Source organism: Massilia luteola, from assembly GCF_034420155.1.
Lineage (GTDB): Bacteria > Pseudomonadota > Gammaproteobacteria > Burkholderiales > Burkholderiaceae_D > Telluria > Telluria luteola.
Genome location: NZ_JAXOFN010000009.1, coordinates 130,583 through 153,948 on the forward strand (window position 1 = coordinate 130,583; position 23,366 = coordinate 153,948).

21 protein-coding genes and 1 tRNA gene are annotated in these 23,366 nt (G+C 64.3%); 19 read left to right on the top strand and 3 right to left on the bottom strand.

Annotated elements, in window-relative coordinates; all coding sequences use genetic code 11:
• Positions 1 to 359: 359 nt before the first annotated feature.
• From U9J41_RS12520 to U9J41_RS12530, 3 genes are all read left to right on the top strand, one after another.
• The gene (locus U9J41_RS12520; RefSeq protein ID WP_322402514.1) at positions 360 to 1,427 is read left to right on the top strand and encodes an HlyD family secretion protein; all 1,068 of its coding nucleotides are present in this window, start codon (positions 360 to 362) and stop codon (positions 1,425 to 1,427) included.
• A gap of 660 nt (positions 1,428 to 2,087) precedes the next feature.
• Positions 2,088 to 3,188 (top strand): TraB/GumN family protein, encoded by a 1,101-nt coding sequence (locus U9J41_RS12525; RefSeq protein ID WP_322402515.1) that lies wholly within the window; start codon positions 2,088 to 2,090, stop codon positions 3,186 to 3,188.
• Positions 3,185 to 5,350: a peptidase domain-containing ABC transporter gene (locus U9J41_RS12530; RefSeq protein ID WP_322402516.1), complete on the top strand. Its 2,166-nt coding sequence runs from the start codon at positions 3,185 to 3,187 to the stop codon at positions 5,348 to 5,350. Before U9J41_RS12525 ends, U9J41_RS12530 begins: the two co-directional genes overlap by 4 nt.
• 162 nt (positions 5,351 to 5,512) lie before the next feature.
• On the opposite strand, the gene U9J41_RS12535 is transcribed toward U9J41_RS12530, so the two are convergent.
• Positions 5,513 to 5,836, bottom strand: a complete 324-nt coding sequence (locus U9J41_RS12535) for a hypothetical protein (protein WP_322402517.1) — start codon at positions 5,834 to 5,836, stop codon at positions 5,513 to 5,515.
• 275 nt (positions 5,837 to 6,111) lie between these two features.
• Here U9J41_RS12535 and U9J41_RS12540 point away from each other — a divergent pair, with 275 nt between their 5' ends.
• The 10 genes from U9J41_RS12540 (at position 6,112) to U9J41_RS12585 (ending at position 17,734) form a co-directional block, all read left to right on the top strand.
• Entirely contained in the window at positions 6,112 to 6,555 is a 444-nt protein-coding gene (locus U9J41_RS12540) for a YchJ family protein (protein WP_322402518.1), read from the top strand.
• 40 nt (positions 6,556 to 6,595) lie between these two features.
• On the top strand, positions 6,596 to 8,203 hold the full coding sequence (locus U9J41_RS12545) for a carboxyl transferase domain-containing protein (protein WP_322402519.1): 1,608 nt from the start codon (positions 6,596 to 6,598) through the stop codon (positions 8,201 to 8,203).
• Positions 8,204 to 8,208: 5 nt separating this feature from the next.
• On the top strand, positions 8,209 to 9,000 hold the full coding sequence (locus U9J41_RS12550) for an enoyl-CoA hydratase/isomerase family protein (protein WP_425260374.1): 792 nt from the start codon (positions 8,209 to 8,211) through the stop codon (positions 8,998 to 9,000).
• A 22-nt stretch (positions 9,001 to 9,022) separates the two neighbouring features.
• On the top strand, positions 9,023 to 10,363 hold the full coding sequence (gene bioA / locus U9J41_RS12555) for an adenosylmethionine--8-amino-7-oxononanoate transaminase (RefSeq protein ID WP_322402521.1): 1,341 nt from the start codon (positions 9,023 to 9,025) through the stop codon (positions 10,361 to 10,363).
• A 2-nt stretch (positions 10,364 to 10,365) separates the two neighbouring features.
• Positions 10,366 to 11,553 carry an 8-amino-7-oxononanoate synthase gene (gene bioF / locus U9J41_RS12560; RefSeq protein WP_322402522.1) on the top strand — a complete coding sequence of 396 codons (1,188 nt, stop codon included), beginning with the start codon at positions 10,366 to 10,368 and terminating at the stop codon, positions 11,551 to 11,553.
• Positions 11,550 to 12,368, top strand: coding sequence for a dethiobiotin synthase (gene bioD, locus U9J41_RS12565; protein ID WP_322402523.1), 819 nt, complete (start codon positions 11,550 to 11,552; stop codon positions 12,366 to 12,368). Before bioF ends, bioD begins: the two co-directional genes overlap by 4 nt.
• A gap of 36 nt (positions 12,369 to 12,404) precedes the next feature.
• Complete coding sequence (gene bioB / locus U9J41_RS12570; protein ID WP_322402524.1) at positions 12,405 to 13,433, top strand: biotin synthase BioB; 1,029 nt, start codon at positions 12,405 to 12,407, stop codon at positions 13,431 to 13,433.
• Positions 13,434 to 13,669: 236 nt separating this feature from the next.
• Entirely contained in the window at positions 13,670 to 15,700 is a 2,031-nt protein-coding gene (locus U9J41_RS12575) for an acetyl/propionyl/methylcrotonyl-CoA carboxylase subunit alpha (RefSeq protein ID WP_322402525.1), read from the top strand.
• A 168-nt stretch (positions 15,701 to 15,868) separates the two neighbouring features.
• Positions 15,869 to 16,810 carry a 2-hydroxyacid dehydrogenase gene (locus U9J41_RS12580; protein ID WP_322402526.1) on the top strand — a complete coding sequence of 314 codons (942 nt, stop codon included), beginning with the start codon at positions 15,869 to 15,871 and terminating at the stop codon, positions 16,808 to 16,810.
• 9 nt (positions 16,811 to 16,819) lie between these two features.
• A complete protein-coding gene (locus U9J41_RS12585; protein WP_322402527.1) occupies positions 16,820 to 17,734 on the top strand; it encodes a hydroxymethylglutaryl-CoA lyase in 915 nt (304 codons plus the stop codon).
• 129 nt (positions 17,735 to 17,863) lie between these two features.
• On the opposite strand, the gene U9J41_RS12590 is transcribed toward U9J41_RS12585, so the two are convergent.
• Positions 17,864 to 17,940, bottom strand: a tRNA-Pro gene (locus U9J41_RS12590).
• Between the two features lie 87 nt (positions 17,941 to 18,027).
• Between U9J41_RS12590 and U9J41_RS12595 the strand changes: the two genes are divergently transcribed.
• The gene (locus U9J41_RS12595; RefSeq protein ID WP_322402528.1) at positions 18,028 to 18,660 is read left to right on the top strand and encodes a hypothetical protein; all 633 of its coding nucleotides are present in this window, start codon (positions 18,028 to 18,030) and stop codon (positions 18,658 to 18,660) included.
• A 140-nt stretch (positions 18,661 to 18,800) separates the two neighbouring features.
• Here U9J41_RS12595 and rsmI read toward each other — a convergent pair whose 3' ends face one another.
• Complete coding sequence (rsmI, locus tag U9J41_RS12600; RefSeq protein ID WP_322402529.1) at positions 18,801 to 19,709, bottom strand: 16S rRNA (cytidine(1402)-2'-O)-methyltransferase; 909 nt, start codon at positions 19,707 to 19,709, stop codon at positions 18,801 to 18,803.
• 19 nt (positions 19,710 to 19,728) lie between these two features.
• Between rsmI and U9J41_RS12605 the strand changes: the two genes are divergently transcribed.
• From U9J41_RS12605 to U9J41_RS12625, 5 genes are all read left to right on the top strand, one after another.
• Entirely contained in the window at positions 19,729 to 20,979 is a 1,251-nt protein-coding gene (locus tag U9J41_RS12605; RefSeq protein WP_322402530.1) for a penicillin-binding protein activator, read from the top strand.
• A 1-nt stretch (position 20,980) separates the two neighbouring features.
• On the top strand, positions 20,981 to 21,346 hold the full coding sequence (locus tag U9J41_RS12610) for a YraN family protein (protein ID WP_322402531.1): 366 nt from the start codon (positions 20,981 to 20,983) through the stop codon (positions 21,344 to 21,346).
• A gap of 173 nt (positions 21,347 to 21,519) precedes the next feature.
• Positions 21,520 to 22,116 carry a phosphoheptose isomerase gene (locus U9J41_RS12615; protein ID WP_322402532.1) on the top strand — a complete coding sequence of 199 codons (597 nt, stop codon included), beginning with the start codon at positions 21,520 to 21,522 and terminating at the stop codon, positions 22,114 to 22,116.
• Positions 22,106 to 22,762, top strand: coding sequence for a BON domain-containing protein (locus U9J41_RS12620; RefSeq protein WP_322402533.1), 657 nt, complete (start codon positions 22,106 to 22,108; stop codon positions 22,760 to 22,762). The genes U9J41_RS12615 and U9J41_RS12620 overlap by 11 nt, the downstream gene beginning before the upstream one ends.
• Before the next feature lie 55 nt (positions 22,763 to 22,817).
• The gene (locus tag U9J41_RS12625) at positions 22,818 to 23,330 is read left to right on the top strand and encodes a peroxiredoxin family protein (protein ID WP_322402534.1); all 513 of its coding nucleotides are present in this window, start codon (positions 22,818 to 22,820) and stop codon (positions 23,328 to 23,330) included.
• Positions 23,331 to 23,366 lie beyond the last annotated feature (36 nt).

The following is a 23,366-nucleotide window of genomic DNA, read 5'->3' on the forward strand; positions in this document are numbered from 1 at the left end:
ATGTCTTCTCGGCGACCCTGCTTTTGGAGCGAACAGCCAGCGCCTCGTAGAACCTAATACGTAAGTAATAACGGAGACATATTTTGAACTCTGATTCGAAACCCACAAGGCCCGCAACGCCGTTATTTCGAACCGAAATATCTTCGGCAAGAAACAGAGGTGATCTCGGAAGCATTCACCTGGCACGGCCAATTTCTGCACTTTGGATTACGGTAGGAGCGCTGTTGATCGGCGGGGCGTTTGTTGTCTTTATCATCGAGGGCAGCGTCACTAGGAAGGCGCGCGTCGTGGGAATCACTGTGCCGACGGGAGGTAGCCTGAGCATAGTTGCTCCCTCGTCGGGCATACTGGTAAGGAGCATGTTTCACGAAGGGGAATACGTGCATGCCGGCCAAGTATTGTTCGAATTGTCGACCGAGCGACAGGTTCGCACTGGAGAAGTGTCGGAGATCATATCGCGGCAGCTTGCTACCGAAGAGCGTAGTCTGGATAACGAACAACGCTTGCGCATCGCCCAAAATCGAGAGCGGCGCCAGGCCTTGCAACAACATCTTGAAAGCCTGGCGGCTGAAACCAAGCATGTGAATGAGGAGCTCGCGTTGGCGCAAAGGCGCTATCAGTTGGCAGAGCGCAGTCTTAAACAGTACGAATCGCTGCAGGTAAGCGGTTATATGTCATCGGCGCAGGTACAGCAAAAGCAGGAAGACCTGCTCGACCTAGCAGCGCGTGTCAGCGATGTTGGCCGTAACGTTGTTCAACTGCAATCGAGCCGGCGCGACGTTGAAGCCGAGTTGAGCGGGCTCGACACAACTATGGCAAGTGATCTGTCCCAGTTGTCGCGTGCCAAATCTAGCTTGGCCCGTGAAATGGCCGAAAACAGTTCGCGCAAATCGTTCATGATCACCGCACGGGAGTCGGGGATCCTCACGACGATTACTTATCAGGTTGGCCAAGCGATCAGCATCGGTCAAGTGCTTGCCGCAATGATTCCGGCCCCACAACCATCCTCCAGGAGTGAGGCCAGGATAGGGAAACTGGAGGTACAGCTATATGCCCCCAGCCGTGCAGCAGGATTCGTCGCGCCGGGGCAGGAAGTACTGATCCGTTATCAGGCATTCCCATATCAAAAATTTGGCTTGCAACGCGGCATTGTGAGCGATGTCAGCACCACGCCGTTTGCCCCAGGCGAGCTGCCGCCCAGCTTGGCAAGCACGATCCTCAGTAACGCGCAGGAGAATATCAACGGATTCAACAACAACGAAGCGCTGTACCGCATCAAGGTGAAGTTGGCGCGACAGACAATCATGACCTACGGAAAAGAACACCTCCTAAGGCCGGGCATGACACTGGAAGCCGACGTAATTCAGGATCGCAGGAAGATCTGGGAGTGGATTGCTGAGCCGCTGCTAGCGGTCGCGTACCGGTAAACACGGGACGCCGCGCAGGAATCGTTGGCACGGGAGGCCAAGACGTGCCCGTGCCGCCGAGTCGTACGTCGTGATTGCAGCACGTCGTACGAATCACGTCGCATTCTGACAAGAATGCATTTTACAAACCGTCTTTTAAGGATGACATATTATGCGAGTCATTTCAAGCGAAGAGTTGGACTTGGTCTCTGGTGGTGAAAACGATGACACTCATCATGCAGTCGCAAAAAAAGCGGACGACGGCGGATTTTTGGGGTCAATCGGCAACTTTATCTCTGGCCTTTTTGGCGGCGGCTCGGCACCCAGTAGTAACTCTTGCGTGCCAAGTAGCAGTAGCTCGGGGAGTGGCACGACGACCCAAACCTGCGGAGCCGGTGGCGTGTCAACCGTGACTACCACAGGTCCTGGATATTTCAGCCAGACCACCACGACACCAAATCCCGGCTTTACCGCCTCTGGTAGCTATGGTCCCGGCGCCTTCTCGGGAAGCTACAACGGTGGGCATACGGTGACTACGATCACCTGCATAGGCGGACGGTGCACCGGGCCCACTAGCCGGCGTCAGTAGTTTGGTGAGTAATCTCCCGTAATCAATGCCGGCCTTTGTCGCCAGTTGGCCCTGGTCTTCTCCGGGGCCAACATTTCACCGAGTCCGAAACCATGATGATCTTTTGCATTCGACGCTATTCGGTGTGTGTCGCCGTGTTCGCCACGTTACTCTCAACTGCCGCCGCCGCGGCTGCTGCCACTACGCCGCGTGCATGGCTAGTCAGCAAAGGCAATGCACAGGCTGTGCTGGTCGGTGAGTCTCACGTCAGTACGCCAGTCGAGAACGACCGTTACTTTGAGACCGTCGTCAAACCGGGTTACGCGGTGGCTGAGGTCGCCGTCATGGAGACCTATTTCGGCCCGGACCAGCTCCAGAACGGATCGTTCGCGCTCGGCGCGCCCTGCTTTGACGATCCGAAGGGTTTGCACACGCAGCGCTTGCATCTTGCCCTTGACGCCCTGATCAGGACGACACGGGATAGCCATGTTGACGTACCGAACTGGCTCGAAGGTTGGGAAATTTTTCCGCAATACCTGGCTTCGACCTTGTTGGACACTTTTACGACAGAGTCCCTCGGGCCCGCATACGGCATCGCCTTCGCAACAGGCGTTTCCTTCCGCCTGCGCGGCAAGGGCACAGTATCGAAAAAAACGATTGGCCTCGATAAGCTCGTCGACCGGCGAACGCACTTCTGCAACGCGAGTGCCGCCGACAGGACGGATTTCGTTGCCGATAAAGCCCTGCAGGTTTCGCGCCTGCTGCGCCTGAAGCAATCGGACCCGTCGTTTACCTCCCTCGGCAATCTGGCAGGCGTCGCCGGGGAGGCTATCAATGAAACGATCCGCTGTGTCGACCAGGCGGTGCCCTGTGCCATTGATCAAGTTTCTCCTGAGGAGCAGATCTTGCAGGACAAGGGATGGGCGATGCACTATAGCTCGGGCACTTTTGAGATCATGATCAAACAACGCACCCGTGCCTGGGTTCCGCTCATCGCCAAAACCGTTTCAGAACACCGCAGGAGCTTCGTCATCGTCGGTGCGCTGCACCTTCCTGACCTGCGAGTTGGCAAACGGGTCGAGCCAGGTTTGATCAGCCTGCTGCGCCAGCAGGGCTTTTCGGTCACCCGCATCGACGGGGCAGGTGACATCAGCGCGACGTTCCTGTCGCCTTCCTGGTTCGACCGCGTGCGCGCCGCGCTAGGTAGCTTATGAAGACCATATTACAGACCGAAGTGAGCGAGTGCGGCTTGGCCTGCCTTGCCATGGTGGCCGATCACTTCGGCTACGGCTGCGAACTAGGCAACCTGAGGCGGCGCTTTGCGGTCAGCCTCAAGGGCGCGACGATGACACAGCTTGTGCGCTATGCCGCCGTGCTGGAATTGGCTGGGCGGCCGCTGAGTCTGGAACTTAAGGAAATACCTGATCTACAGCTACCCTGTATCCTGCACTGGGACCTGAAGCACTTTGTGGTATTGAAGAAGGTCCACAAGAGCCTAAAGGGCGACATCAGTGTCACGTTGATCGACCCTGCCGTGGGTGAGCGCCGGATGACGCTTGAGACGATGTCAAAGCACTTTACTGGCGTTGCGCTGGAACTGTCACCGAACCAGCACTTTAAACCTGCCGACGAAACCAAGCAGATATCGGTAAGTCAGCTGACAGGAAAAATTCTTGGTTTGCGCACCGCGCTGGTACACGTCTTTTGCCTTGCCGCGGTACTCGAATTGTTTGCGATTGCGGCACCGTTATTTAACCAATACGTAATCGACGACGTCATCGTCGCTGGTGACCGTGAATTACTCATCGTCCTAACTGCGGGCTTCGCATTATTAACCGTTACGCAGACCGCGATCGAACTCGTCCGCAGTTGGTTCCTGATGCACTGGAGTATTGACATCGGGTTCCAATGGGCGAGCCGCGTGTTTACCCATATGACACGCCTACCAGTCGCGTTTTTCGAAAAACGCCGGTTAGGCGACATCGTTTCACGCTTCGGTAGTATTGCAGATATCCAGAACACACTAACCAGCGTATGTGTCGGGAGCGTACTCGACGGCATCATGGCGCTGCTGGCGCTGGGAATCATGTTCGCCTACAGCAGCTACCTGAGCATCATCGTCATTGCCGGCGTTGCGGCGTACGCGCTGCTGCGCTGGCTGTTCTATCAGCCGTTCCGAGAGGCATCGCAAGAGCAGTTGATCTTGGGGGCTAAGGAAAGCAGCCATTTCTTTGAAACAATCCGTGCAGTTTCGCCGATAAAGCTATTCGGCCGAGACGCCGAACGCCGGACGCGCTGGTTGAATTTGAAACAGGATGTCATCAACCGTGCGATCAAGACCCAAAAGCTGGGAATCCTCTTCAAGGTAACCAATACCGCGCTGTTCTCTGCACAAGGCTTGGCGATCTTTTATGTGGGGGCTGGCTTAGTCATGAGCAATGCGCTAACGGTAGGCATGCTGACAGCATTTAGCAGTTACGCAGCCACATTTTCGGGACGCATTTTCAACCTGATCGATGTGGTTTTCAGCATCCGACTCCTGGGCATGCACACGGGACGTCTCGCGGACATCGTAATGGAAGAAGCAGAGCCCGAAGTCGAGACCGAGATTGATTGTACCCGGCTCGATGCGGAAATCACACTGCGCGGCGTAAAGTTCCGTTACGGCGATGGTGAGCCGTGGGTGCTGAACGGCATCGACCTAAGCATTCCGGCTGGCCAAAGCCTGGCCCTGATCGGGCCGTCCGGCTGCGGCAAGAGCACACTGTGCAAAATCATCCTTGGGCTGCTCGCGCCTGACGAAGGCGAAGTACTGCTGGGCGGCGTACCTGTTACACGGATCGGATACCGTGCCTACCGCCAGGTAGTCGGCACTGTGATGCAAGATGACACATTATTGGCTGGTTCGATCCTGGAAAATATCACTTTTTTTGATGCCCAGACTGATATTGAGCTCGCTGAGCAATGCGCGCGCCTGACAGCGGTGCATGACGAGATCCTGGCTATGCCCATGGGGTACCAGACCTTAGTAGGCGAGATGGGTGGCAACCTGTCCGGAGGTCAAAAGCAGCGCGTACTGCTGGCGCGTGCGCTGTACAAGCGGCCACGGATTCTCGCGCTTGACGAGGCGACCAGCCATCTGGACGTCGCTAACGAGCAGAAGGTCAACGCGGCGCTTGGTATGCTGCCGCTGACCCGGATTATGGTTGCGCACAGACCGGAGACAATCAATGCTGCGGAACGGATCGTAGCGATCCAGAACGGCAGGGCGCTCGAAGTGATCAGGAACCCGGTTGCCCCCGAGCCGCTAACGGTTGCGCGTGAGCGATTCACATGGACACATGTGCCCAATCGGTTCGCTCCTGCCCAAGCATGAGTTGACCACTAAGTTGATTGCAGCCGGCTCCGAGCACAGTTGTGTTTAAGGAGGCAATGTCGCAACTTCATCTCTTTGCCATATGCCTGCATCTGTTCGCACCGACCGAAAATTCACCCGGGTGTTCTACTACTTCGGCTTAATTCCTTTAGCACCCAAACGTTATCGGCTATCCACCTGCACCCCGCACTCCTCCAACCGCAGCCGCGTCCTGCTGTGCTCGTCAACAGTGACCGTGATATCGACAAAACTGCCCGGCTTCATGCTGTCGCAAGGCACGCGCAAGTGGTATTGGCCCGGCTTGACATCCACCGGCTGACCGCGCCGCGCGATGGCGTCGGCCAAATCTCCCGCCTGCACGCGCTCGAAAAAGCGCGGCTGCGCGTGCTCGGGCGGGTCTTTCTCGACCGTGACTTCGGCCGCTACGGCCGTGACTGCCGCGCTCAACAGCGCGGCGACGAGGACAATCCTGCGGCATGTGGTCATGGCGAGCTCCTTCAGCGATCGATATATTGTATTTTATATAATAAATAACCGGTTTGTGCCATTCTTGCATCAGTTTCCGGCGCAAGAACACGGAAAAGTTGTAGAACAGCCATCCCAAGCACGACGATACAAAAAATTTCTCCGCCCATTTAATGGGCAGTTCATTTATTTTCGGCAAAAGATCTGCACAGATGCATTAATTGTCATGCATCTTCCGTTATCCCGCATTGCAGTCCCGCTCACCCTGGCGCTGGAAATGGCGGATAATTGCCGCCATGTCTACTCCTGCGAAGCCTCTTCCCTGTCCTTGCGGCGGCCCGTCGATCATGCGCTGCTGCGGCCCCTTCATCGCCGGCGCGGAACTGCCGCCGACGGCCGAAGTACTGATGCGATCCCGCTACACGGCCTTCGTGATGCGGGACGAGGCTTACCTGCGCGCCACCTGGCACTCGAGCACCCTGCCGACAGAACCCATCATCGACCCAAATCAGAAGGTTCAGTGGCTCGGACTTGAGATAAAATCTGCTTTACGTTTACGTCAACGTAAAGCAGACCTGCCGGACAATCCCAACGAGGACACCGTCGAATTCGTCGCCCGTTTCAAGGTCCACGGCCGCGCCCACCGGTTGCATGAAGTCAGCCGGTTCGTGCGCGAGCCGGACCCGGCCGTGGGCGGCAAGATGCGATGGTTCTATGTGGACGGCAGTTTCCCTGAATAAAACCGCGCCACGAGCCGCGACCAGCAGGAGACAGGACCCGATGCCTCAGATCGACACGAAACTCAACCCGCGCAGCGAAGATTTCAAAGCCAACGCCGCCGCCATGCAAACCCTCGTCGACGACTTGCGCGCCAAGGTGGCGCAGGTCGCCAAGGGCGGGGGCGAGGCCGCGTGCGCCAAGCACGTCGCGCGCGGCAAGCTGCTGCCGCGCGAGCGCGTGCAGATGCTGCTCGATCCAGGCACCCCGTTCCTCGAATTCTCCCAGATGGCCGCCTATGCGATGTATGACGATGCGGCCCCAAGCGCCGGCATCATCACGGGCATCGGCCGCGTGGCGGGCCAGGAGTGCGTGATCGTCTGTAACGACGCCACCGTCAAGGGCGGCACGTACTACCCGATGACGGTGAAAAAACACCTGCGCGCGCAGGAGATCGCCGAACAGAACAACCTGCCCTGCATCTACCTCGTCGATTCGGGCGGCGCCAACCTGCCGAACCAGGACGACGTGTTCCCCGACCGCGACCACTTCGGCCGCATCTTTTATAACCAGGCGAATTTGTCGAGCAAGGGCATTCCGCAGATCGCCGTCGTGATGGGTTCCTGCACCGCGGGCGGCGCGTACGTGCCGGCGATGAGCGACGAATCCATCATCGTCAAGGAGCAAGGCACGATCTTCCTGGGCGGTCCGCCGCTCGTGAAGGCGGCGACGGGCGAAGTCGTCACGGCGGAAGATCTGGGCGGCGGCGACGTGCACACGCGATTGTCCGGCGTCGCCGACCACCTGGCGCAGGACGACACGCACGCGCTGGCGCTGGCGCGCACGATCGTGTCGAACCTGAACCGCACCAAGCCGCAACAGGGCGCGTTGCGCGAATCGCAAGAACCGAAATATGCAGCCGAAGAGCTGTACGGCGTCATCCCCGTCGACACCCGCAAACCGTTCGACGTGCGCGAGGTCATCGCCCGCATCGTCGACGACAGCGTCTTCGACGAATTCAAGGCCAGGTACGGCACGACGCTCGTCTGCGGCTTCGCCCACATCTACGGCATGAAGGTCGGGATCATCGCCAACAACGGCATCCTGTTCTCGGAATCGGCGCTGAAGGGCACGCACTTCATCGAGCTGTGCTGCCAACGCAAGATCCCGCTCGTCTTCCTGCAGAACATCACCGGCTTCATGGTCGGCCGCAAGTACGAAAACGAAGGCATCGCCCGCAACGGCGCCAAGATGGTCACCGCGGTCGCGACGGCGTCGGTCCCGAAGTTCACCGTGATCATCGGCGGCAGCTTCGGCGCCGGCAACTACGGCATGTGCGGCCGCGCGTTTTCGCCGCGCTTCCTGTGGATGTGGCCGAATGCCCGCATCTCCGTGATGGGCGGCGACCAGGCGGCGTCGGTGCTGGCGACCGTCAAGCGCGACGGCATCGAAGCCCGCGGTGGCCAGTGGAGCGCGGACGAAGAAGCCGCCTTTAAACAGCCGATCAAGGACCAGTACGAACACCAGGGCCACCCCTACTACGCGACGGCGCGCCTGTGGGACGACGGCGTGATCGATCCGGCCGACACGCGCATGGTGCTGGGCCTGGGACTCTCGGCCGCGCTGAACGCGCCGATCGAGGACACGACGTTCGGCGTGTTCCGCATGTGAGGAGAATGAATATGGACTATCAGACTCTCACCGTCACGATCACGGACCGCATCGGCCAGGTCACACTCGACCGCCCGGACGTGCGCAACGCATTCAACGAGTCGAGCATCGCCGAACTGGCACTCGCCTTCGACGAACTGGGACGCAACGAACTCGTACGCGCCATCGTGCTGGCCGCGAACGGCCCGGCATTTTGCGCCGGCGCGGACCTGAACTGGATGAAAAAGATGGCGGGTTATTCGGACAGCGAAAACCGCGCCGACGCCATGCGCCTCGCCGACATGCTGCGCACGATTTATACCTGTCCGAAACCGGTCGTGGCGAAGGTGCAGGGCGATTGCTACGCCGGCGGCATGGGCCTCGTGGCCGCGTGCGACGTCGTCGTGGCCGTCGACACGGCGAACTTCTGCCTGTCCGAAGCGAAGCTGGGCCTGATCCCCGCGACGATCTCGCCGTACGTGATCAAGGCGATGGGAGAACAGGCCGCGCGCCGCTACTTTCTCACGGCCGAACGCTTCGATGCGAACGAAGCCCATCGCATCGGCTTCGTGCACGAGACCGTGCCGGCCGAAGAACTGGACACGACGGTCGCGGCCATCGTGCAGGCGCTGGCCAACAACAGCCCGAACGCGGTGTGCGAAGCAAAACAACTCGTGCGCGAGATCGTCGGCCAGCCCGTGACCGAAGCGCTGCTGGAAGACACGGCGAATCGCATCGCCGGCATCCGCGCATCGCTCGAAGGACGCGAAGGGGTTGCGTCCTTCCTCGAAAAACGCCGGCCGTCATGGCTGGAATAGCACGACCCGATAGGAATCGACATTGAAGCAGACCACTTCCAACGACTGGATCGCACGCAGCCTGCGCAGCGTCTGGCATCCATGCACGCAAATGCAGCACCACGAAGAGGTGCCGCTGATCGCCGTCAGCCACGCCAAGGGGCCGTGGTTGTACGACCATGAAGGCCGGCGCTACATGGACGGCATCAGCTCGTGGTGGGTGAATCTGTTCGGCCACGCCAACCCGCGCATCAACGCGGCATTGAAGGACCAGCTGGACAAGCTCGAACACGCGATGCTCGCCGGTTTTACGCATGAACCGGTGATCGAGTTGTCCGAGCAGCTGGCCGCGCTGACGGGCCAGCAGCTGGGCCACGCGTTCTACGCATCCGACGGCGCATCGGCCGTCGAGATCGCGCTGAAGATGAGTTTCCATTACTGGCGCAACGCGGGCTTCGCGGACAAGCAGGAATTCGTCTGCCTGCAGGGTTCCTACCACGGCGAGACCGTCGGCGCCCTGGGCGTCACCGACGTCGCGCTGTTCAAGGATGCCTACGGCCCGCTGCTGCGCGCCGCGCGCACCGTCACGTCGCCGGATGCGCGCAACGCCGTCGACGGCGAGTCCGCACAGGACGTCGCGCTGCGTGCGGCGCACGATGTCGAGGCGCTGTTCGCCGAGCGCGGCGACAAGATCGCCGCCATCATCGTCGAGCCGCTCGTGCAGTGCGCGACGGGCATGGCGATGCACGACCCGCTGTACCTGCAGCGCCTGCGCGAGCTGTGCGACAAGTATCACGTGCACCTGATCGCCGACGAGATCGCGGTCGGATGCGGGCGCACCGGGACGTTCTTCGCGTGCGAACAGGCTGCCATCTGGCCGGACTTCATGTGCCTGTCGAAAGGCATCAGCGGCGGCTACCTGCCGCTGTCGCTGGTGCTCACCACCGACAAGGTCTACGAGGCGTTCTACAGCGAAGACATCACGCGCGGCTTTTTGCACTCGCACTCGTACACGGGCAATGCGCTGGCCTGCCGCGCGGCGCTCGCCACCTTGCAGATCTTCCGGGAGGACGACGTGTTGAACAAGAACCGCGAGACGGCCACGCGCCTGATGACGGAACTGGCCCCGCTGCTGGACCACCGGCGCGTGACGAACTTCCGCCAGCGCGGCATGATCCTCGCGTTCGACGCGGTGGAACCCGATGCGTCGCGCGCGTCGACGTTCGCGCGGCGCTTCTTCACCAGCGCGGTGGAAAACGAGCTGCTGCTGCGCCCCATCGGCCGCACCGTGTACCTGATGCCGCCGTACGTGCTGGACGAGGAAGAGCTCGTGGGCCTGGCCGCGCGCACGCGCAAGGTGTTCGAAACGGTGATCGCGGAGTGAACATGGATTTAATCGACAAGGTCCGCACCCAGCTGGGCGAACTGGAAAGCCGCAGCCTGACCCGCCACCGGCGCACGGCGGACACGCCCTGCGCGCCGCGCCAGGTCGTCGACGGCCGCGACCTGCTCGCGTTCTGCAGCAACGACTATCTGGGCCTCGCGGCGCATCCGCGCGTCGTCGAGGCGCTGCGGGAAGGCGCCACGTTGTACGGCGCCGGCAGCGGCGCGGCGCACCTCGTGTCGGGCCACAGCCGCGCCCACGCGCAGCTGGAAGAGAGACTGGCCGCGTTCGAAGCGCCGCATCTCGAATCCGCCCGTGCGCTGTACTTCTGCACCGGCTATATGGCGAACCTCGCCGTGCTGACGGGACTGGGCAGCGCGCCGGATGCGATGATTTTTTCGGAAGCGCTGAACCACGCATCCCTGATCGACGGCGCCCGCCTCGCGCGCGCGGGCGTGACCGTGTACCCGCACGGGGACGTGGCCGCGCTGGACGCGCAGCTGGCCGCGAGCGCCGCGCCGGTAAAAATCGTCGCCACGGACAGCGTGTTCAGCATGGACGGCGACCTCGCCCCGCTGCCCGCCCTGCTCGCGCTGTGCGAACGGCATGGCGCCTGGCTCGTCGTCGACGATGCGCACGGCTTCGGCGTGCTGGGAGACCAGGGACGCGGCGCGCTGGAACATTTCGGTCTGCGTTCCCCGAACCTGGTCTACATCGGCACGCTGGGCAAGGCGGCCGGCGTGGGCGGCGCATTCATCGCCGCCCACGCGGACGTGATCGAACTGATGATCCAGCGCGCGCGGCCCTACATCTACACGACGGCCGCCGCGCCCGCGCTCGCGCATGCGCTGCTGGCCAGTGTCGACATCATCGACGGCGACGAGGGCAGGCAGCGCCGCGCCCATCTGCGCGCGCTGATCGCGCAGCTGGACGACGGCTTGCGGCTGGAGCGCTGGCAACGCCCGGCGTCGACGACGGCGATCCAGCCCATCATCATCGGCGCCAACGACGAGGCGATGGCGGCGGCGGCGCGCCTGCACGGGCAGGGCCTGTGGGTGCCGGCGATCCGTCCGCCGACCGTGGCGGTGGGCACGGCGCGCCTGCGCGTGACCTTGTCCGCCGCGCATACCGAACAAGACGTCGCGCAGCTGACGGCTGCGCTCAACCAGCTGGAAAGGACGTGGGCATGACTCTTAACGAGCCCGAACAATTAGGCGGCGCATCCATCGGCACCGCGATACCCGCGCCGGCCGTGCAGGTCGCGCCGGCGGCCGTTCCCGCGCCCCTGGCCGCGGAAGGCGTGCCGACCCGCTTCGCCTGCTTCGTGACGGGCACGGACACGGAAATCGGCAAGACGCTGGTCTCCAGCGCCATCCTCCATAAACTCGTGCGGCAGGGCGTGCGCGCCTGCGGCATGAAGCCCATCGCGGCCGGCGCCGAGGAACGCGACGGCGAGCTGCACAACGACGACGCGGCCATGCTGCGCGCGGCCGGCAACGTGCAGCTGCCGCAGCGGATCACGACGCCGTACATGCTGCGCGAACCATGCGCTCCGCACGTCGCGGCCGCGCTGGAAGGCGTGACCATCGAACCCGTGCCGATCCTGGCGGCGTATGCCGAGATCCTGGGCGCCTCCGACGCGACCGTCGTCGAAGGCGTGGGCGGTTTCTGCGTGCCGTTCTCCGACGATTTCGACAGCGCCGATCTGGCCGTACAATTCGGGCTGCCCGTCGTCCTCGTCGTCGGCATGCGCCTGGGCTGCATCAATCACGCACTGCTCACGGCGGAGGCCATCGTCACGCGCGGCCTCGTGCTGGCGGGCTGGGTCGCCAACCAGGTCGACCCGGACATGCGCTTCGCGGACGAAAACGTCGCCGAGCTCGAACGCCGCCTGCCCGCGCCGCTGCTCGGCCGCGTGCCGCGTCTTGCCGAACCGTCGGCCGCTGCCGCTGCCGCCCACATCGAACTCGCTGGCCTGCCTGGATGGCCGGCCATGAAGAATTAAAGCGAATACACGCCTCACCAAAACAAGGAATCCGAAATGACCCAAGTCGTCACCCTTCACCCGCCGGTCACGCCGGCCGCCCTGCCGCAAGACGCCACCTGGCCGCTGGCCGACGTGCTGGCGCTGTTCGAGCTGCCGCTGCCGGAGCTGATGTTCCGCGCCCAGCAGGCGCAGCGCGCCAACTTCCCCGACGGCGACGTCGAACTCGCGACCCTCCTGTCGATCAAGACCGGCGGCTGCGAGGAAGACTGCGGCTACTGCCCGCAGGCGGCGCGCTACGACACCGGCGTCGAGGCCAAGAAAATCCTCGACCTCGACACCGTGCTGGACGCCGCGCGCGAAGCGAAGGCCAAGGGCGCGACGCGCTTCTGCATGGGCGCCGCGTGGCGCAGCCCGAAAGAGCGCGACATGGAAAAAGTGGAAGCCATGGTGCGCGGCGTGAAGGCGCTGGGCATGGAAACCTGCGCCACGCTCGGCATGCTGGAAGAAGGCCAGGCCGAGCAACTGAAACAGGCGGGCCTGGACTACTACAACCACAACATCGACACGTCGCCCGATTTCTACGGCGACGTGATCTCCACGCGCGAATACCGCGACCGCCTGGACACGCTGGGCCGCGTGCGCACGGCCGGCTTGAAAATCTGCTGCGGCGGCATCGTCGGCATGGGCGAGACGCGCGAGCAGCGCGCAGGCCTGATCGCGCAGCTGGCGAACATGAATCCGTATCCTGAATCGGTGCCCATCAACCACCTGGTGCAGGTCGAGGGCACGCCGATGCACGGCCTGCCGCCGCTGGACCCGATCGAATTCGTGCGCACGATCGCCGTCGCCCGCCTCACGATGCCGAAGGCGCGCGTGCGTTTGTCGGCCGGCCGGCGCGAGCTGGGCGAGGCCGTGCAGGCGATGTGCTTCATGGCCGGCGCCAACTCGATCTTCTACGGCGACAAGCTGCTCACGACCGACAATCCGGAAGCGGACGACGATCGCAAGCTGCTGGAAAAGCTGGGCCTGAAGACCCGCTCGGCCATGCTGGAATCGGTGCAGAAGGAAAGCTGCGGCTGCTAAGCGTAACGTCGACGGACCGCATACGTCACGCGTGGGCACGTTTCATTTGAGGCCCCCGGCCTCAAATGCCCACCCTACGCCGCTAAACCAATATCGTCACGCATAACAACGTCGCCCCCGCGAAGGCGGAGGCCCAAGTAAAAAGCAGCCGATCAGCCAGCAAAATTGGATCCCCGCCTCCGCGGGGACGACGGATTGAAGCTAACGTTCACAAAACCTAAAACAGACGAGACACCATGTTCACCAAGATCCTCATCGCCAACCGTGGCGAAATCGCCTGCCGGGTCGCCGCCACCGCGCGCCGCCTGGGCATCAAGACCGTTGCCGTCTATTCGGAAGCCGACGCCGGCGCCAAGCACGTGGCGGTCTGCGATGAGGCGATCCTGCTCGGCCCCGCCGCCGCCAAGGACAGCTATCTGCGCGGCGACAAGATCATCGCCGCCGCGAAAGCCACCGGCGCGCAGGCGATCCACCCGGGCTACGGCTTCCTGTCCGAGAACGCGGAATTCGCCGAAGCCTGCGCAGCCGCGGGCCTCGTGTTCATCGGTCCGCCGGGATCGTCGATGCGCGCGATGGGATCGAAGTCCGCCGCCAAGCAGCTGATGGAAGGCGCCGGCGTGCCGCTCGTGCCGGGCTACCACGGCGATGCGCAAGACCCCGAGCTGCTGCAGGCCGAAGCGAACCGCATCGGCTATCCGGTGCTGTTGAAGGCCAGCGCCGGCGGCGGCGGCAAGGGCATGCGCGTCGTCGAGCGCTCCGAGGATTTCCAGGCGGCGCTCGCGTCGTGCAAGCGTGAAGCCATGTCATCCTTCGGCGACGACAAGGTGCTCGTCGAAAAATACCTCACGCGGCCGCGCCACATCGAGATCCAGGTGTTCGCGGACTCGCTCGGCAACTGCGTCTACCTGCACGAGCGCGACTGCTCCGTGCAGCGCCGCCATCAAAAGGTGCTGGAAGAAGCGCCGGCGCCGGGCATGCCGCCCGAGCGCCGCGCCGCGATGGGCGAAGCGGCCGTGGCGGCCGCGCGCGCCGTCGGTTACGTGGGCGCCGGCACCGTCGAATTCATCGCCAACCAGGACGGCACGTTCTACTTCATGGAGATGAATACGCGGCTGCAGGTGGAACACCCGGTCACCGAGATGATCACCGGTACGGACCTCGTCGAGTGGCAGCTGCGGGTGGCGGCCGGCCTGCCGCTGCCGCAGCAGCAGCACGAACTCGCGATCCACGGCCACGCCATCGAAGCGCGCGTCTATGCGGAGAATCCGGAGAAGGGTTTCCTGCCGTCGATCGGCACCCTGCGCTGCATGGATACGCCGGCCCACGTCGCGTTCGAACTGGGCGCCAGCGGTGGCGACCCTGCCGGCGTGCGCATCGATTCCGGCGTGCGCGCGGGCGATGCGATTTCGCCGTTCTACGATCCGATGATCGCCAAGCTGATCGTGTGGGGCGCGGACCGCGCGCAGGCGCTGGCGCGCATGGCGAACGCCCTGTCCGAATTCCACATCGTCGGCCTCGCGACCAATATCGCGTTCCTGAAACGCCTGGTCGAGGGCGACGCCTTTGCGCACGCGGACCTGGACACGGGCCTGATCGAGCGGAACACGGCGACCCTGTTCCCGCCGGCAGGCCCGGCGCCCCTGGCCGCGCTGGCGCTGGCGGCCGTCGCCCTCGTCGGTGCGGAAACGTCGGCGGGCGTCAATCCGGCCGACCCGTGGACGAGCGCCCACGGCTGGCGCATGAATGGCACCTACCGCCGCCGGCTCGCGTTCGGCGACGAGTACGCGGCCACGACCCAGGCCAAGGTCTATGCAATCGACATGGCCTATCATCCGCACGGGTGGACGCTCGACGCGGACGGCAAGTCGCATCCGCTGGCGCTCGTGGCGCGGCACGACGGGCGCTACGCCATCCGCCTGGACGGCCAGGCCATCCAGGGCACGGTGCGGCGCGACGGAGAAGCGCTGCACGTCTTCACGGGCGGCCTGCACCACGTGCTTGCCTGGAACGACCCGCTCGCGCATGCGGGCGAGCACGAAACGGCGGACGGCCGCCTGACGGCGCCGATGCCGGGCAAGGTGGTGGCGGTGATCGTGGCGAGCGGACAGCACGTCAGGAAGGGCGAGCCGCTCGTGATCATGGAAGCGATGAAGATGGAACACACGATTGCCGCGCCGAGCGACGGGCTGGTCGAGGAAGTCTTGTACCAGGTCGGCGACCAGGTCGCGGATGGGGCGCCGCTGCTGGCGTTCAAGGCCGCGGCGTGATGGTGGGCACGGGGTGCCCACCCTACGTGGTGTTGTGGCATTCGCGGGCCCGGCGTGATGCCGTGTGGTGGGCGGCCTCCGCCCACCACACGTGACCGAACCCGCGGCATCAAACAATCGACGAGACAGCAAACGCAAACATTCATAAAAAATATCAGGAGACACAAAATGCGGATACTGCTGTACCGGGGCGACGGCGTCATCGAGCCGTGGGTCCGTGATTTTTCAGATGCATTGCCACACGCCGACATCGTCGTGTGGCGCGAGAACATGTCGCTGGCGTCGCAGGCGCCTTGCGATTACGCCGTGGTGTGGGCGCCGACGCCGCGCCTGCTCGACCAGCTTGCCCACGTGAAGGCCATCTTCCTGATGGGCGCCGGCGTCGACGCGCTGCTGAAATTCGGCGACGCGCTGCCGCCGGTCCCCATCGTCCGCCTGGGCGATGCGGGCATGGCCGAGCAGATGGCGGAGTACGTGGCGTATGCGACCCTGCGCTACTTCCGCCGCTTCGACGACTATGAGCAGCAGGCGCGCCAGGGCATCTGGAACCCGCTCGAAACACGCCGCCGCAAGGCCGATTTCACGGTCGGCGTGCTGGGCCTCGGCAGGCTCGGGACGCCCGTGCTGCGCACGATGCGCCAGCTCGGGTTTCCCGTGCGCGGCTGGAGCCGCTCGGAGCGCGACCTGCCCGGCGTCGCGTGCTACGCGGGCATGACGTCGCTCGAGGACTTCCTGTCCGGCACGCAAGTCCTCGTCTGCACGCTGCCGCTCACGCCCGAGACGACGAACCTGCTCGACCGCGCGCGCCTGTCGCAACTGCCGCAAGGCGCTTACCTGATCAACGTGGCGCGCGGCGCCCAGGTGGCCGAGCCGGACCTGATGGCGCTGATCCGCTCGGGCCACATCGCGGGCGCCACGCTGGACGTGTTCCGCAACGAACCGCTGCCGGCCCCGCATCCGTTCTGGAACGAACCGCGCATCACCATCACGCCGCACATCTCGGCCCTCACCCTGCGCGAGGAAGCGGTGCGCCAGATCGCGGCCAAGATCGCACTGCTGGAACGGGGCGAGGCCATCGACGACATCGTCGACCGCGCCCTCGGCTACTAGGAAACCATCATGCACAAACAACTGCCGCAACAAGTCAAGATCGTCGAAGTCGGCCCGCGCGACGGGCTGCAAAATGAAAAGGAAGCGGTGGCAGCAAGCGTCAAGATCGAACTGGTCGACCGCCTGTCGCGCGCAGGCTTCCGCAACATCGAGGCGGCGTCGTTCGTGTCGCCGAAATGGGTACCGCAGATGGCGACCAGCGGCGAGGTCATGGCCGGCATCGAACGCCGTCCCGGCACGCTGTATTCCGCGCTGACGCCGAACATGCAGGGCTTCGAGGCCGCGCTCGCGGCCAAGGCCGACGAAGTCGTGATCTTCGGCTCCGCGTCGGAAGCGTTCTCGCAACGGAACATCAACTGCTCGATCGCGGAATCGATCGCACGCTTCGAATCCGTCGCGCAGGCGGCCAAGGCGCACGGCCTGCGCCTGCGCGGCAGCGTCAGTTGCGCGTTCGGCTGCCCATACCAGGGCGACGTGCCGCTGGATGCCGTCGCCGACGTCGTGGGCCGCATGCGCGACCTGGGTTGCGACGAGATCGACATCGCCGACACGATCGGCGTATCGACCCCGCGCAAGACGCAGGCCGTGATGGAAACGGCGGCGCGCGCCTTCGCACTGGAGCGCATCTCGGGCCACTTCCACGACACCTACGGACAGGCGCTCGCCAACATCTACGCCAGCCTGGAACTGGGCGTCGCGATCTTCCACTCGTCCGTGTCGGGCCTGGGCGGCTGTCCGTATGCGAAGGGTGCGACGGGCAATGTGGCGACCGAGGACGTGGTCTACATGTTGAATGGCCTGGGGATAGCGACGGGCATCGACCTGGACCTGGTCGTGGATGCGGGGCAGTTCATCTCGCAGCAGCTGGGACGCAAGGGCGCGAGCCGGGCCGGCAACGCATTATTGGCCAAACGGACACATTGACGCGCAGGTGGGCATGTGAGGCCGGGGGCCTCAAATGAAACGTGCCCGCCACAACGTTTGCGAACCGCGTGCGCTTGGTGGGCGGCAATGAAAAAGGCCGACGATGTCTCGTCGGCCTTCTTGATATACTGGTCGGAGTACAAGGATTCGAACCTTGGACCCTCTGGTCCCAAACCAGATGCGCTACCGGGCTGCGCTACACTCCGAAGACAGCCATCATACCGTCTTGAGGCCCTTCCGGTCAAGGAAAGCGCGGGTGTCCGTGGTTTTCTCACAGGCCAGCAGGTGAAGACGTGACGTTTGCACTCGACTCTTTCGACCATGGCGGCTTGCGGTCCGCCCTTCCCGACCGCAGGCAATCGACCCGCATCGCGGCCGGCATCGCGCTGTCGCTGGCCGCCCACGCGCTGCTGCTCGCGGTCTACCGCCAGCCCGCGACGACGCTGCCTTCATCGCCGCCGGAACCCCTGACGATCCGCCTGCAGGCCGCGCCGCCGCCCGCAGAAGTGAAGCCGGCCGCGGCGCCGCCGGTCCCGCGTGCGCGGCGTCCCGCCAAAAAAAACCGGCCCGTGATCGCCGTGGCCCCCGAAAAACGCCAGTCGACCGGGGAGACCTATGCCGTCGCGCCGGCACCGGCAACGCCCGCGCCGCCGTCCGCTCCCGCGACGACGACCCGGCACTTCGACCTCGACGCCGCCCGCAGCATGGCGCGCGGCATGGCGACGAAGCTGGCCAACGAACCCGATCCGGACAAGGTGGGCACGGCGCTCGAACGCCTGCCCAAGCCGGCGCTGCAAACGGAGAACAAGTTCGAACGGGCGATCAAGTCGGCCAAGCGTCCGGATTGCAAGGATGGCGTGCCCGGGGGCTTGCTGGCGCCGATCTTCCTGGCGCTGGACAAGAAGGACAGCGGGTGCAAGTGGTAGCGGCCGGCGCCAATATGGCAAGCGCACCCGAACATCCAACCACGTCGTTCCCGCGCAGGCGGGAATCCAAGTAGGTTGCGGTACGCTAGCGTAAATTAGGTTCCCGCCTGCGCGGGAACGACGGTGTTTTCCGCTGCGAGTTATTCCTCGCCCTTGATCTGCAACGCCCTTTCATACAAGGCGTTCTTTTTCTTCCCCGTGATCTGCGCCGCCAGCGCCGCCGCCTGCTTCACCGAACATTCTTCCAGCAGGATACGCAGCACGCGCTCGGCCTCCACGTCGCCCTCGTCGTCGTCCGCGCGCGCGCCCTCGACCAGCACGACGAATTCGCCGCGCTCGCGGTTGGCGTCGGCCTTGACCCACGCGAGCGCGTCGGCCAGCGGGCAGCGGTGGATTTCCTCGAACAATTTCGTGAGTTCGCGCGCAAACACCACCTGGCGCGTGGGCTCGAATGCGGCCGCGAGAGATTCCACACAGTCCGTGATGCGATGCGGCGCCTCATACAACACGAGCGTCGCCGGCACGGACTTGAGCGCGGCCAGTTCCGCTTCGCGCTGCTTCGCCTTCGCGGGCAGGAAGCCGACAAAATAGAAGCGGTCGTTCACCAGGCCGCTCGCCGACAGCGCCGCGACGGCCGCCGATGAACCGGGCACCGGCACGACGTTCAGACCGGCGGCGCGCACGGCATCGACGATGCGCGCGCCCGGGTCGGACACGGCCGGCGTGCCGGCGTCCGACACGAGCGCCACGCGCTCGCCCGCGCGCAGGCGCGTGACGAGTTTTTCGGCGACCTCGCGTTCGTTGTGCTGGTGCGCGGCGATCATCGGTTTGTTCAGGCCGAAGCGCGTCAGCAGGGCGCCGGTCTTGCGCGTGTCCTCGCAGGCGACGACGTCGGCCAGCAGCAGCAGGTGCAGCGCGCGCAGCGTGATGTCGGTGACGTTGCCGATGGGTGTGGCCACCACGTAAAGCGTTGCGCTAGGATAGGACTGCTGGGCGGCCTCGCCCATGACGGGCAGTTGGGCGATCTGGCTGGACTGGGTTTCTGTCATGTTGGGGAATCGGATGCGGATGAACATTCTCGAGGCGCGCCGTGCCGGGCTGGCCTGGCTGCTCGTCGCGATGAGCATGGGCGGCCATGCCATGGCCGGCGCGCCATGCGCCGGGCCGCAGCGATTGTGCGCGTCCGTGGACACAAACACAAGTGCGCACGCCGTCACGCTCGCCATGCTGGACGATCCCGCCATCCAGCCGCGGCCGATCAAACCGCAAGCGAACGAGCCGTCCCCACCGCCCCCGCCATCCGACACGCCCATCCGCATCGCCCTGCTGCTGCCGCTGCGATCCAGCACCCTCGCGCCAGCCGCGGAGGCCGTGCGCGCCGGCTTCATGGCCGGCATGGAACGCGACGGTACCGGCTTCAAGGCCGAGGTCGTCCCGACGGGCGACGCGCCGCGCGACGTGCTCGACGCCTATGCACGCGCGGCGGTGGCCAGCGACATCATCGTCGGGCCGCTCGCGCGCGCCGCCGTCGCCGCGCTGGCCGACAGCGATGCCGTCACGCGGCCGACCGTCGTGCTGAGCGTGCCGGAAGGGCGGCCGGCGCTGCCGCGGCTGATGCTCGTGGCCGGCCTGTCGATCGAGGACGAGGCGCGCCAGGTGGCGGAATGGGCCGCGCGCGAGCACCCGCACGGCCGCGCCCTGATCCTGACGGGCGGCGCGGCCTGGGCGCAGCGCGCGGCCGGCGCGTTCGAGGCGCGCTGGACCCGGCTGGGGCACACGGACCAGCGCTTCGCCGTGCCGTCCGGGGAAGGCGGCAAGGCCGCCATCGACGAACTCCGGCAAAAACTGGAGATCGACCCGCCCGACCTGCTGTTCGCGGCGCTCGACGGCGCCGGGCTGCGTCCCGTGCGCGCCCTGGCCGGCGCCGCGATCCCCTGCTACGGCGGCGGCGCGGCCAATCCGGGGCGGTCGGCGCAAGAAGACCTGTCCGGCTCGTCCGGCCTGTCCGGCCTCGACGGCGTGCGCATCCTCGACCTGCCGTGGATGGTGCTGCCGGATCACCCGGTCGTGATGGTCTATCCGCGCCCGCTGCATACGGAACAGGCGCCCGACATGGACCGTCTGTACGCGCTCGGCATCGACGCCTTCCGGGTGGCGCGCGAGCTGGCGCTGCGCGGCGGCGCGCCGTTCGGTATCGACGGCGTCACGGGCCGGCTCGACGTGGCGCCCGGTCCCGGCGGCCAGCTCGAGTTGCGGCGGCGCGAGGCGGCCGTCATCGTCCGCGACGGCGCGTTCGCGCCCGTGGACAGGGAGCGCTGACATGTGGCCGACCCGCCTGTCGCGCACGCAGGAACAGGGGCGGCAATGGGAAGACGTGGCGCTCGCGTATCTTGGGCGCCACGGTCTCGTCCTGGTGGAAGCGAATTTCCGCTGCAAACTCGGGGAAATCGACCTGATCCTGCGCGACGGCGCCACGCTCGTGTTCGTCGAAGTGCGCCAGCGCGCCGCCGACGCCCAGGTCAGCGCGGCGGCCAGCATCGGTCCGGCGAAGATCCGCCGCATCATCCGCGCCGCCCAGGTCTATTTACAGCGTTTCGACCGCTTGCCGCCGTGCCGCATCGATGTGGTCGCCATCGATGGGGAAGATATCGAATGGATAAGGAACGCCATTGAAGCAGGCGTTTAAAAACCTGCTGCGCGTTGCATTTTTGACTTGCGATGCTCGCTGTACTGTGCGTACAGCTGCGCTTCCCAGTCAACACCGCTGCCGCTCGCGACGGTTCTTGAAGGCCTGGAAGTGTAAGCATTTTTTGCTGGCCTTGATCGCCGGGCATTGCCACTGCACTATAATCTTCGACCATGAATACTCAACGCATCCTCGCCCACTTCCAGGAAAGCGCCGAACTCAAGATGAAGTCGGCGGCTCTCCTCGCACAACCGATTTCCCAAGCGATTGAGCTGATGTTCAATGCGCTTTCCAACGGCAACAAGGTTCTCGCCTGCGGCAACGGCGGCTCGGCCGGCGATGCCCAGCACTTCGCCGCCGAACTGGTCGGCCGCTTCGAGCGCGAGCGCTTCCCGCTGCCGGGCATCGCGCTGACCACCGACACGTCGATCATCACGGCCGTCGGCAACGACTACAGTTTCAAGGAAATCTTCAGCAAGCAGGTGCAGGCGTTCGGCCAGGCCGGCGACATCCTGCTGGCGATTTCCACGTCCGGTAATTCGGCCAACGTGCTGGCGGCCGTCGAAGCCGCGCTGGAACGCGAAATGCGCATCGTCGCCATGACCGGCAAGGATGGCGGCCAGCTGGGGAAGATGCTGACCGACGCCGACGTCCACATCAACGTGCCGCACGCGCGCACCGCCCGCATCCAGGAAGTGCATCTGGTAGCGATCCACAGTATCTGCGACGGCCTCGACGTCGCCCTGTTCGGAGAAGAAGATGCAAATTAATGCCGGCGCCCTGCTGCGTCCCCTGTCGAAGGCCGTGCTGTGCGTGGCCCTGCTGTCTTCCCTGCAAGGCTGCGTCGCGCTCGTGGCCGGTGCCGCCGTCAGCGGCGCCGTCGCGACGGCCGACCGCCGCACGCTGGGCGCGCAAACCGAAGACAAGGGCATCGAACTGAAGGCCGCGACCCACATGGGCGACATCGTCGGCGACGCCGGCCACGTCAACGTCAACAGCTACAACCGCAAGGTGCTGCTGACCGGCGAGGTGCGCGACGAGGCGATGAAGCGCGCGGTCGAGAACGAAGTGCGCGGCATCACCAATGTCGATTCCGTGATCAACGAACTGCAGATCGCCGGCCCGTCGAGCTATACGTCGCGCGCCAGCGATTCCCTCATCACGAGCAAGGTCAAGCTCAGCCTGGCGGACAAGAAGACCGTCTCGGCCACCTCGTTCCAGGTCGTGACCGAGAGCGGCACCGTCTACCTGATGGGCCTTGTGACTCAGCGCGAAGGCAATATCGCCGCCGAAGTGGCCCAGGGCGTGTCCGGCGTCATGCGCGTGGTAAAAATGTTCGAGTACATCAGTGAGGAAGACCTGCGCTCGATGCAACCGCCGCAACAGCAGCAACCCGAGCCCCGCGGCACGTCGTAAGGCGCAGGCTTATAATCGTGACGTCGCCTGATGGGCATTGCAGGATGAAGACACCATGACCACTTCACAACGCGCCTGGATCAAGCCGGCCGCCATCGGCGCGGCCGTGCTGGCGATCGCCGGCATCGGCTTCGCCACGTTCAGCCAGCAGCAGCAGGCGCCCGACGTCACCTTCATTTCCATCGACGGCCAGAAGATCAGCTCGCACGATCTGCGCGGCAAGGTCGTGATGGTCAATTTCTGGGCGACGTCCTGCGCCACCTGCGTGAAGGAAATGCCGCAGATGGTCGAGACGTACAACGAGTTCAAGAAGGACGGCCTGGAATTCGTCGCCGTGGCGATGAGCTACGATCGGCCGGACTATGTCCTGAACTATACCGAGACGCGCAAGCTGCCGTTCAAGGTGGCCCTCGATTCCGGCGGCGACCTCGCCAAGCAGTTCGGCGACGTCAATATGACGCCGACCACCTTTGTCATCGGCAAGGATGGCAAGATTCTCAAGCGGTATCTGGGTGAGCCCGATTTCGCATCGCTGCACGCGTTGCTGCAGAAATCGTTGAAATCGTAGGGTGGGCGGCCCTCCGCCCACGACGCTGGCTCCCCG